This is a genomic window from Chloracidobacterium sp., from assembly GCA_016716305.1.
Taxonomy (GTDB): domain Bacteria; phylum Acidobacteriota; class Blastocatellia; order Pyrinomonadales; family Pyrinomonadaceae; genus OLB17.
Map to the genome: position 1 here is coordinate 1,030,894 of JADJWP010000002.1, position 10,889 is coordinate 1,041,782.

Genomic DNA, 10,889 nt, shown 5'->3' on the forward strand with positions numbered 1-10,889 from the left:
AAGCTATTGAATTCTGGTTACACCGGCGTTGGGGGTCGAAGAAGGGTTAGCGGTTTTTGCCTCAGACAACTTCTTATCAAGGTCGACCTCTTCAAGTTCCCAGCTATTCTGAAGAACGAACGCAGTTGTCGGATATTTTTGTCCGATGACGACCGATTCGGGCATTTTGTAGGTCAACTTCATCGAATACTTTTCCTGAGGCCTCGTAACGATGATCTGAAGCGGTAAGTTGGCATAATCGGCCGTTTCTGTCAGCTTGCCTTCGAGCCCGTAGACTATATCGCTCTCGATCTCGCCTTTCCCGTCGAAGATCTGCTGTCGTGCGAGCCGAATTCCGCCGACGCGGTCGAACCAAAATCGCCGCGTTATCCGCAACTCGCTGCTGTCCGTTCGAACGAATTCATCAAGCAAGTAATATCCGCGATTCACGACCCTCAGCGGCGATTTTTTCGGCTGCGATGCGTCTTCCTCTATTTGAAATATCGAACTCCTTGTGTAGATCCGGTCACCAGAGGTCGGACGAACCAACATCGCATCTGTAAAATGCTGAGGCCGAAGGTTGGCAAAGGCGTTTACATTCTGTGTGATCGTACTGTTTCCATTGTCAGTGACGATCTCCTTTTGAAGTATCGAATAATCAGCGTCGTTCGTGCCGATCACGAACTTTTTATATTTTCCGCTGCCACCGTCCTGCAGGATCGCTACGCGGAATTTCTCACCATCGGAGGTCATTTGAGCAACATCGGTTTTGAGAACCGGAACCTGCACCTTTAACAAAATGCTTGCCGGGCGTTGAACCACGACCTCGCCGTCCGCAGCCCGATAGACCTCTTTGCTCCCAAACTGGGCGAACGAGTTGTCCTCGAATTTCAGGTCCATCTTCGCCCGCATCGAACCTACACGAGCGAACCTGTTGATCTCAGCCTCTAGCTCCTTTTGCGACGCTTCTTCAGCTTTGAGCAGGGTCGGTGTCTTGCTTTCTTTCTTGACGATGTTACAGCCCGTCAAAAACAGGATCGCAAAGACCGATAGGATCGCAAACGACCTCACGCATGAATTCATGAAAAACATTCTCAATCTCTGATGTCCCGCTCGACTTGGCTGTTGTATATTAATAACGCTTCAAAACAGACTGAAAAAGCGATCCAAACCGAAAATAATAGCACGTACGGCGACTTTCAACTAGTCGGGCAAAAACAAACGGAGCGAGGAGATATGAATCCCGGCTCCGCTAACAGGCGTTATATTAAGACAAGGCTTTTTAGCTCGAAAACACTCCCGGACCTCGGGTGAAATAGTCCTGCATGGTAAATGCAAACATGATCACCAGCCAGAAGAAACTGGCTATCGCAGACAGCCAGATCAGTTCCTTGCTCCACCTAACGTGCATAAAATAAAGCATCACGAATGTCATTTTGGTGAAGGCGATGAATAGGGCAAGGAGCGTGTTTGCACCAGCAAAGAATCGTCCGTCAAGATCCCATTGCGAGGTAACGTACGTGATGATCGTTCCAAATACCAGGATAAGGAATATCACGATGTAACCCGGGATACCGATGTGAGCGTGTTCGCTATGATTTTCCGACATGATATCGTTTTAATGAATAAAGTGACGTCCTAACAAATACAGAAGCGGAAAAAGGAATATCCATACAATGTCGACGAAGTGCCAATACAGCCCGGACATTTCGACCGGTGCAAAATACTGTGCACTGAAAGTTCCGATCCATGCTTTCCACAATAGCCACGTCATCAGACCGAGACCGACTATCATATGCAGAGCGTGAAGACCGGTCATGACAAAGTAAATGAAATAGAACATTCGGACTCGTTCCTGAAACTTATGCGGGTCGAGAACCCCGTTGGAGAAGTATCCGATCTTTTCGCTTTCGGTCAGATACCCTTCCTTTTCGGCCTGAATCACTAGTTCGGTCCCGTAGTTCCACTGGAACTCACCACGCGGATTGATGTAGGGTTTCTCCTCGCTTCCGCTCGCCGATGCAGCCGAGGCGACCGTTTCGAACGGCAGGATCAGCTTGGTCGAAGATCCGACGTGCGTCCCGGCCTCTCCTTCCTTCACCTTCTTGTTCAAGCCGCTGATCGGCACGAGGCCGTGATTGTATTTATCGGTATATTCGATAACCTTGACGCCAAGGAAGACCGTCCCGAAAAACATGGTCAGAACGATCATTGCAACCTGCATGTTGCGGTTGCTCCGCTGAGCGTAATATACCGTCAACGCCATCGTAAGGCTGCTGACGATCAGTACCAACGTGTTCAACCCGCCCCAAAAGGCGTCAAGATGGTTACTTCCCGCAGCAAACGCCATCGGATAGCGCCATCTAAAGACCATGTAGGCCGTGAACAATCCGCCGAAGAACATGATTTCCTGCACAAGGAACATCCACATCCCGATGGACACGGACTCTTCCTGTTGCTTCATGTCTTCAAATTGGTGTTGAAGACCCGGAGGATGATGATGTTCGTGTGTGTCTGCGTGTGTCGACATTTATGTTTTACTTGCGGATGATCAATGCCGTCAGAAATCGTATCCTGAAAGAGGCAATGAACCTCGCATTTTCTAGTTGTGACCAAAGACTAACCCGCGGGAACAACTTCAGCTCGTTTTCTGGCGCCATCAATATCGAGACCGCTTTCCTCGCCAAACTCGTATGCCTCCCACGTAACAACCGGCATTTCCTCAAAATTCTCGGTCGGCGGCGGTGAACTCGTTCGCCATTCCAGTCCCGGAAGCATCCAGGGGTTGTCGCCTGCTGCCTTCCCTTTCACTAATGAATGAGCGAGATACACCACCGGCATTATTAGCCCGACGCCAAGCACCGAGGCACCGGCTGTTGAAAAAATGTTCAGAACCTGCAACTCCTCGGGATACGAAGCATACCTACGAGGCATGCCCTGATATCCGAGAATGAACTGCGGGAAAAACGTCAAGTTGAAGCCCACAAAAACAAGCATCGCTGAAACCTTGCCCCAAAACTCCGAATACATTTTTCCGGTTATTTTCGGCCACCAATAATGAATGCCGCCAAGGTAGGCGATAACCTGCCCGCCTACCATTACGTAGTGAAAATGGGCAACAACGAAATAGGTGTCGGTCAGATGAACAGTAAGCCCGACAGAACCTAGGAACAAACCCGTCAGTCCGCCGATAAGAAACAGCCCCAAAAAACCGATGGCATACAACATTGGGGTGTCATATGAGATCGAGCCTTTGTACATCGTCGCCGTCCAATTAAACATCTTTATCGCTGACGGCACTGCAACCACCATCGTCAGGAACGAAAAGACAAGGCCCGCATATATCGACTGGCCGCTAACGAACATGTGGTGTCCCCAAACAAGGAAACCGAAAACAGCGATCGCGATGCTTGAGAATGCTATAAATTCGTATCCAAAGATCTTCTTACGCGAAAAATTCGAGATCAATTCGCTGACCACACCCATTCCAGGCAATATCATGATGTAGACGGCGGGGTGCGAATAAAACCAAAAAAGGTGCTGGAACAAGATCGGATCTCCGCCGATCGCCGGGTCGAAAATACCAACCCTCGCAACCCTTTCTATCGCTACCAGAAGGATCGTGATCGCAACGACCGGGGTTCCCAGGATCATCACAAGGCTTGTAGCATAGTGAGCCCAAACGAAAAGCGGCAGACGAAACCATGTCATTCCCGGGGCACGCATGGTATGTATCGTCACTATAAAATTTAGTCCCGTCAGGATCGATGAAAATCCATTGATGAATATCCCGAGTCCGACGGCCATTACATAAGAATTCGAGAACGTCGTGCTATACGGAGTATAAAACGTCCACCCGGTATCAACGCCGCCCTGAAGCAAAGCGTATACCGTCAAGATACCGCCGATCCAGTAGAGGTAAAGGCTCAAGAGATTGATACGCGGTAAAGCGAGGTCCTTGGCACCGATCATGAGCGGCAAAAGGAAATTACCAAGTATTGCCGGGATCGAGGGGATCAGGAAGAAGAAGATCATCAAGATCCCGTGCTGTGTGAATGCCTTGTTGTAGGTCGCCGACTGCATCAGGTCGCTAGCCGGTGTGAGTAGTTCGAGCCTGATGGCCGACGCATAGAGGCCTCCGCCCAGAAAGAAGAGCGAAACCGATATCAGGTACATCAACGCAATACGTTTATGATCCTTCGTCAATAGCCACGACTTAAGCGTAAACCCATTGGTGAGATAATTTACCTTTGGCTGTTCCGGAATCCCGGCGTTAATTGCGTCTGCGTTTTGCATAAAAATTCACCACCCTACTTGTTGCTGTTGGCGGTTGTATTACTGTTCGTACTCGACCCTGGTGCGCTCGCCGGCGATGACATCGGCGTTGTGGCCGTCCCGGTTACACCACTGAGAGATTTGATATAAGCGACAAGCGAAACCAATTGTTCCTCTGTTACCTGGCCCTTGAATGTCGGCATTATAGGTTGATATCCTTCAACGATCTGCGAGCCCGGATTCAGGATCGAGTTTCGCAAATATTCTTCGTTCGCTACTACTGTCTGGCCTCCGACGAGTTTCACGTCTTTGCCAAATATACCTTCCAGCTTTGCCCCACGCTGCTGCGGCCCGCCTGCATGGCATGACGCACAACCAAGCCTGTTTTCGAAGAGGTCTCGGCCTTGTTCAACAGGAGTCTGCCCTGTTACATTTCCCTGTAACCAGTTGTCGAAATCGCGCTGCTCCATTACATATACGAAACCGCCCATTCCAGAATGGTTCAGGCCGCAGTACTCGGCGCAATATAAATGGTACTTTCCGGGTTTTGTCGCTTCAAACCACAAGTAGGTGTAGCGTCCCGGAACGACGTCGGCCTTTGTTCTGAATGCAGGTATCGAGAAATCGTGAAGGACGTCTTCCGTCGTCATTGTCAGCTTGATCTTCCGCCCGACCGGAACGTGAAGTTCGTTGATCTCGCGCTGGCCGGTTTCATGCTGGATCTTCCACATCCACTGCTTTCCGACCACGTAGACCTGCATGGCGTCTTCGGGCATTCGATACTGGTTGTAATATACGACCGCTCCGCCGAGGAATATCGTCATCGAAATGACAAATGGGATTATCGACCAAACGGTCTCGAGCATTATCGACCCATGCATTTCTTCGGGTGTGGCAAACTTTTCGCGTTCCCGAAATTTAACGACAAAGAAAAAAACTGCTGCAACGATCGGGATCGCAAAAGCAACACTAACCGCGATAAGGTAAAAATAGAGATAGTCGACCTGCCAAGCAAATGTCGATGCTTGGTCCGGAAATAATGGGATCCACGAATTCGTTTGCATAAGTTAAGTCGTCACCGCACAAACGCGGCACACATCCTATTCCTGCCTCTTGGACTTATTCCGCCGCCAAAAAACAAATCCCATCGCACCCATACCGAGAAGTGTGGCGACGGCTGCTGCCCTCATCAAATTGAGTATGGCAAAACCATATTTGCCCGTCGACGGGTCATAATGAAAACAATAGAGCAGGAGCTGATCTGTTACACTGCCGACCTTGTTTTCGGCTGATTCGACCAAACCAAGCTTTACGTCACGCGGGGCGTAATCAATCCCGTAAAAGTACCGTGAAAGCCTGCCTTCGGGAGTTACGATCATGATGCCGCTCGCATGGGCGAATTGCTTTGTAGCCTCGTCCCACTCGTAAGTGAATCCGACCGATTCGGTGACGCGGTCGATCATTGTTTGTTCGCCGGTGAGAAAATGCCAGCCTTTTTCAGTTCCTGGACGACCGTACCGCTCCATGTACGAGGCCTTTTTATTGCGGGCCAGGTCGGGTTTACCGTTCTCCTTGGCATCAAAACTTATGGCTACGACGTCGTAATCCTTCCCCGTGTCGAGAGCGATACCTTTCAGCGTTCCGGTCAGCCCATTGAGAACCTGATTGCACAGCATCGGGCACTCGTAATAGACCAAGGCAAGAATGACGGGCCGGCCTTTGTTGAAATAATCTCCAAGAATTACGTTACTGCCATTCTCATCTTTGAACGCGGCATCGAGTGGAAGTGTCTCGCCAAGCCTTTGCGTGATCCCAACGGCATTCAACTGCTTTGGCAACCCTGACGCGACCTCTTTTCCAGGCTCATATTTTCGCGGCGAGTATAGGGGCGAATTGTAATGCTCGTTCTTCTGCGCCGGAACGATCGCAACGTAGACCGACGCTAACACCAACAAGATGGTGAATAAACGGCTAATTGTCATTGATACGCCAGCTTTACACATTGCATTTATCGGACTACTGCTCTGCACATAGGTCGCCAATCTAACGAATCGTTTCAGAAGCCATTCTCCCGGCACTCGAATCAGAGACGACCATTTTCGAACTGGCCGCAAGTTGCTCGGCCTCGGGTCCCGAACGCGCTTTTATCGGCTGACTCAGGTACTTCTCTTTCGCCTTGTTAACGGGCATCACAATGAGCGTACCTGTTTCAGGGTGCTTTATTCCGTTGGCCCAAACGTCTTTCCACTGTTTTTGCAGTTCCCAATACTCTGATTGCGGCGCAGTGAGTTCAAGATTGACCCTGCCCTTCGGCGAATCGACACCGAACCCGGGAGCACCCTGCAGTCGTGGCTCGGCCGGCAGGCGGTCCTTTTCGCTTACGAGCATCGGGTTATTCGACTTGAGTCTTTGAGATGCCTCGTCTTCAAGTACACCATAGAGTGCCCACATCAATCCGAATGTGATAACAACTAAAACGAACAGCCCGACCGCAAAATAAACGATGCCCTTTATCTGGATATCATTTCTTTCGTAGCCAAGGTCGAGGTCGACCGCCGCATTTTCGTGACTTGAGTGTGCCATATCGAACGTATTCTTTGTCTGAACCTCTTAGTGGCCTTTTCCATGCTCGATCGCCTTTTCAAGGAATGGATCCATCACCGGCACGATCGGTCGTTTTCGAAGCTGGCCAATGAAATACCAGAGCCATATGCCGCCGATCGCGATCGGGGCAGCAAAATCGAGCCAACTAACAATGAATGCTCCTTTTTCAATGGTCTTGTCTATTCGCGGATTTGGTGCGATCAGATAGAACATGTCGACCAGCCGCATTATTAATATGAACACCGCTAGTGTTGCAAGCCATTTTGCCTTTCGCTTGAAATCCTGCTGCAGCAAGATCAAGAATGGGAACGCGAAATGGAAAAGCACGAGCAGCGCCCCGACCGCGAGCCAAGGCCCCTTCATGCGGGTCAGATACCACCCTGTTTCCTCAGGAATGTTACCGGACCAAATGATCAAGAACTGAGAAAAATTAAAGTAAGCCCACACCATCGTCAATGCGAGCATTAGTTTGCCAATGTCGTGAAAATGGCGTTTACCGAGAACCCGATTCATCGGAGACCGGCCCGCCAGATACATCAGCATCACCACACAGAAGCAAAAGCAGCTGAGTGCCCAGCCGGCGACAAAAAGAAGCCCCCATATAGTCGAGAACCAATGGGCATCGAGCATCATCACCCAATCGACAACAGCGAATGTTACTACGAGACTGTAGACAACCAACGTCGGTCCCGAAAATGCCGTGGCGGTTCCAAGATATCTTGCCGATTCATCGTATGACTTGGCATTGTCCTGCTGCGAAGACCACTTATTAAGCAAATAGACGATGACAAGCAAGATCGAGAAGTAAATGGCCGAACGCAAAATCCAGCTTTCCTGTGTCATGAACCAGCCCCGATGCGCGATGGCATAGTCATCCGGTGACCAGGTCGTCCAATAGTGGTAATACGTTATAAATGCTAGCGGTATGAATAACACCACAACAAGCGGGAGCGTTCTTGAGCCCGCCTCAACGAGCCTACGGATAACGACGCCCCAAGCTCCACCGGTCAAGTATTGAAGCATCAAGACACCGATCGACCCGATCGAGATGCCGCCCCAAAATATGAACCCCAGAAGCCACGAACGAAGAGCCTGCTCGGGTGAAAAATAAAGCCCGACCGCCCAAGCGATCAAAGCGATTCCACCTGCACCGAGTGCGATCGTGCGAATTCGCTCGAGATCCGCCGGAGCCTGATAGTTTTCCATATCAGCCATTAACGTGACCCTCCTGCGGTGTTTGAATTTGAGTTAGCAGCAGCCTGCATGGTCGACGCCGGAGTATTAGCGGCCGTATTCGAAATGGACCGGATCGTATCGTCTGGATTCTGTCCTGCCTGAAGCGCCCGTATGTAAGCAACGATCGCCCAACGATCAGCTGCGGGTATCGACGCTGAGTATCCGTTCATGCGGCCCCAACCATTTGTGATCACATCAAAAAAATGACCGACCGGAGCATTTCTGAGCCGATCATCATGATAGGTCGGCGGCTGAGGGAATCCACGACGGACGATCATCCCGTCACCAGCCCCGATAGGGCCATGGCAAACAATGCAATATATGTTGTATCGGTCTTCGCCGCGATCAACTAAGGCTCGTGTAACCGGTATCGGAAACTCATCGATCGCGTTCGGGAAACTCGATACGAGAGTGTTCCCGGACGGGCTGATAGTCGTTTGAACCTGAACGTTTGGATCTGGGTTGTCGACTTTGCCCGTATGGAAGGCCTTGTTCTCTTTCAAAAGCCCTCGAGCAACGGTACCTTCAGGGATGTCACGCGACGCACGCTTATCCGAGAAAAATTCACTTTGCTTGTAAGCCTTATATCGCGGCTGATCCTGCATATCGAATCGAACCCCGCAGCCGGTCATAACAACAAGTGTGAGAACACCAGAGGCGAACGCAGCCGTGCGTTTCATAAACGTCCTGTTCAAACTTTCTACACCGGAGTTACTCTTCGACATCGAAAACCTCCTGTGCATTTAACCCTTCCATGAAATCCCGCGTCTGCTCGTAGTCGTAATTAGGGTCTTCCGCCTCGACCAGCAGAAAAAACTTCTCTCTTGATGCCAAAGCAAATCGTGGGACATTGAAGACCGGATGGTACGGCCGCGGAAGCCCGTTCAAAAAAAGCATTCCAAAGACCGCCGTAAACCCAGCGAGCAAGATCGTCAGCTCGTAAGCCGGTGGCACAAAAGACGGCCAGCTAAGAAACGGACGGCCGCCGACATTCATCGGGTAATCGATATAGTGGACAAATACCTGAAGACCGATACCGAGACACAAACCAGTGATTCCGCCAAAAAAAACGAGGATCGGCAATATACTGCGTTTTATTCCCAATGCCTCGTCGATCTCATGAAGCGGAAATGGCGAAAACGCGTCGGTTTTCGTATAGCCAGCTTCACGGACGCGATTCGCCGCGTCGACCAGATCGGTCGCCGTATCGAATTCGGCCATCAAACCGTAAAGTTTCTTTTCCATAGCGCTTATACGTCGCTCTAAACCCTTTTCCGATCAATTATTTGGCGGATCTGTCCGGTCGTATGTGTACTCGACCTCAAGAACGCTCTCGTCAAAGTCCTGCTGATGCCCATGAACGTTTGCATCAGGAAGCAACGTGCGAACCTCGAATATTGAAATGATCGGCAAAAATCGTACGAACAAAAAGATCAGCGTGAAGAAGAATCCGATCGTCCCGATAAACATCGACCAATCGAAGACCGTCGGCGAATACATCGCCCACGACGACGGCAAAAAATCACGATTGAGGCTTGTTACGATGATCACGAAGCGCTCGAGCCACATACCGATACTTACCACTATCGAGATCATGAAGAGCCAAAACGGACTTTCGCGAAATCGCTTGAACCATAGAAGCTGGATCGACAACCCGTTACAAATGATCAGCAGCCAATATGACCACCAATATGGGCCGCCGAACACTCTGTTCTTCATCATGAACCACTCATAGAGACTTGCGCTGTACCATGCAAAGTAGGCCTCCATCGCATAGCCATACACTACGATCAGGCCAGTAGCGAGCATCACCTTGCCCATGTATATCAAATGGGTATCGGTAATGAAGTCCTTCATGTTGTACCAAACACGCAACGGAATGCAGAGGATAAGGACCATTGCAAATCCGGCGAAGATCGCCCCGGCGACAAAATACGGTGGGAAGATCGTTGCGTGCCATCCAGGCAGCTGCGAAACGGCGAAGTCGAATGACACGATCGAGTGCACTGAAAGTACAAGCGGGGTCGATAACCCTGCCAACAACAAATATGCTATTTCATACCTGTGCCAATGTCGGGCCGACCCTCGCCAACCCCACGAGAGTATCCCGTAAGCGAACTTAAAGAACTTGTTCTTTGCCCGATCTCGAAGCGTGGCAAAATCGGGGATCAGACCGACGTACCAAAAGAGCAGGGATATCGTTGCATAGGTCGAGACCGCAAATACGTCCCATATCAAAGGACTTCTGAACTGAGGCCAGATGCCCATCGTATTTGGGTACGGGAACAGCCAATATGCAGCGAGCCAAGGCCGACCGGTATGCAGCAACGGGAACATCGCGGCACAGGCTACAGCGAATAGCGTCATCGCCTCAGCAAATCGATTGATAGACGTTCGCCATTTCTGGTTGAGCAGTAGAAGGATCGCTGAGATCAGTGTTCCGGCATGACCGATACCGATCCACCACACAAAGTTGATGATATCGAAAGCCCATCCGACCGGTTGGTTGTTACCCCAAATTCCAATACCTTTCGCAAGCAGGGTAACCACAGAAAGAAGCAGCAACTGAGCAACGATGAACGAGATGCCGAATCCGATAAACCAAAAGAACGGCGTCTTCTTTTTCAGCGTCAGGTCACTGATCTTGTCTGAAACCGTACCGAAGGAATGATCGCCTTCGACCATCGGCGGATAGATCTTCTTTTGGATCTCTTTTAGGTCCTGCATAAATTTGCGATCTCAGAATTGCCGGAGAGTCACCCGCCGACATTCAAATTAACGTTGTGCTGTCTCGC

At 50.3% G+C, this 10,889-nt stretch carries 11 protein-coding genes; all 11 read right to left on the bottom strand.

Translation table 11 applies throughout. From position 1 onward, the window contains the following. Positions 1-3: 3 nt before the first annotated feature. The 11 genes from IPM28_06625 to nrfD all read right to left on the bottom strand — a co-directional run bounded on the left by IPM28_06625 (position 4) and on the right by nrfD (position 10,821). Complete coding sequence (locus IPM28_06625) at positions 4-1,062, bottom strand: hypothetical protein (protein MBK9172666.1); 1,059 nt, start codon at positions 1,060-1,062, stop codon at positions 4-6. A gap of 199 nt (positions 1,063-1,261) precedes the next feature. Then, on the bottom strand, positions 1,262-1,588 hold the full coding sequence (locus tag IPM28_06630; protein MBK9172667.1) for a cytochrome C oxidase subunit IV family protein: 327 nt from the start codon (positions 1,586-1,588) through the stop codon (positions 1,262-1,264). Positions 1,589-1,597: 9 nt separating this feature from the next. Continuing rightward, positions 1,598-2,353 (bottom strand): cytochrome c oxidase subunit 3, encoded by a 756-nt coding sequence (locus IPM28_06635; protein ID MBK9172668.1) that lies wholly within the window; start codon positions 2,351-2,353, stop codon positions 1,598-1,600. Positions 2,354-2,598: 245 nt separating this feature from the next. Next, positions 2,599-4,275, bottom strand: coding sequence for a cbb3-type cytochrome c oxidase subunit I (locus IPM28_06640; protein ID MBK9172669.1), 1,677 nt, complete (start codon positions 4,273-4,275; stop codon positions 2,599-2,601). Between the two features lie 14 nt (positions 4,276-4,289). Beyond that, a complete protein-coding gene (gene coxB / locus IPM28_06645) occupies positions 4,290-5,318 on the bottom strand; it encodes a cytochrome c oxidase subunit II (GenBank protein ID MBK9172670.1) in 1,029 nt (342 codons plus the stop codon). Positions 5,319-5,354: 36 nt separating this feature from the next. Further along, positions 5,355-6,236: an SCO family protein gene (locus IPM28_06650; GenBank protein ID MBK9172671.1), complete on the bottom strand. Its 882-nt coding sequence runs from the start codon at positions 6,234-6,236 to the stop codon at positions 5,355-5,357. 61 nt (positions 6,237-6,297) lie between these two features. Next, on the bottom strand, positions 6,298-6,837 hold the full coding sequence (locus tag IPM28_06655) for a hypothetical protein (protein MBK9172672.1): 540 nt from the start codon (positions 6,835-6,837) through the stop codon (positions 6,298-6,300). Positions 6,838-6,864: 27 nt separating this feature from the next. Beyond that, positions 6,865-8,073 (bottom strand): hypothetical protein, encoded by a 1,209-nt coding sequence (locus IPM28_06660; protein MBK9172673.1) that lies wholly within the window; start codon positions 8,071-8,073, stop codon positions 6,865-6,867. Continuing rightward, positions 8,073-8,774, bottom strand: a complete 702-nt coding sequence (locus tag IPM28_06665; protein MBK9172674.1) for a cytochrome c — start codon at positions 8,772-8,774, stop codon at positions 8,073-8,075. The genes IPM28_06660 and IPM28_06665 overlap by 1 nt, the downstream gene beginning before the upstream one ends. Positions 8,775-8,805: 31 nt before the next feature. Next, positions 8,806-9,339, bottom strand: a complete 534-nt coding sequence (locus tag IPM28_06670; protein MBK9172675.1) for a DUF3341 domain-containing protein — start codon at positions 9,337-9,339, stop codon at positions 8,806-8,808. Positions 9,340-9,372: 33 nt separating this feature from the next. Continuing rightward, positions 9,373-10,821, bottom strand: a complete 1,449-nt coding sequence (nrfD, locus tag IPM28_06675) for a polysulfide reductase NrfD (protein ID MBK9172676.1) — start codon at positions 10,819-10,821, stop codon at positions 9,373-9,375. Between the last annotated feature and the right edge of the window lie 68 nt (positions 10,822-10,889).

What these genes read in the sequence shown, in the direction of transcription:
- IPM28_06625 (MBK9172666.1), bottom strand. Translation starts at nt 1,062, where the DNA reads ATGAATTCATGCGTGAGGTCGTTTGCGATCCTATCGGTCTTTGCGATC.
- IPM28_06630 (MBK9172667.1), bottom strand. Translation starts at nt 1,588, where the DNA reads ATGTCGGAAAATCATAGCGAACACGCTCACATCGGTATCCCGGGTTAC.
- IPM28_06635 (MBK9172668.1), bottom strand. Translation starts at nt 2,353, where the DNA reads ATGGTCTTTAGATGGCGCTATCCGATGGCGTTTGCTGCGGGAAGTAAC.
- IPM28_06640 (MBK9172669.1), bottom strand. Translation starts at nt 4,275, where the DNA reads ATGCAAAACGCAGACGCAATTAACGCCGGGATTCCGGAACAGCCAAAG.
- coxB (MBK9172670.1), bottom strand. Translation starts at nt 5,318, where the DNA reads ATGCAAACGAATTCGTGGATCCCATTATTTCCGGACCAAGCATCGACA.
- IPM28_06650 (MBK9172671.1), bottom strand. Translation starts at nt 6,236, where the DNA reads ATGACAATTAGCCGTTTATTCACCATCTTGTTGGTGTTAGCGTCGGTC.
- IPM28_06655 (MBK9172672.1), bottom strand. Translation starts at nt 6,837, where the DNA reads ATGGCACACTCAAGTCACGAAAATGCGGCGGTCGACCTCGACCTTGGC.
- IPM28_06660 (MBK9172673.1), bottom strand. Translation starts at nt 8,073, where the DNA reads ATGGCTGATATGGAAAACTATCAGGCTCCGGCGGATCTCGAGCGAATT.
- IPM28_06665 (MBK9172674.1), bottom strand. Translation starts at nt 8,774, where the DNA reads ATGAAACGCACGGCTGCGTTCGCCTCTGGTGTTCTCACACTTGTTGTT.
- IPM28_06670 (MBK9172675.1), bottom strand. Translation starts at nt 9,339, where the DNA reads ATGGAAAAGAAACTTTACGGTTTGATGGCCGAATTCGATACGGCGACC.
- nrfD (MBK9172676.1), bottom strand. Translation starts at nt 10,821, where the DNA reads ATGCAGGACCTAAAAGAGATCCAAAAGAAGATCTATCCGCCGATGGTC.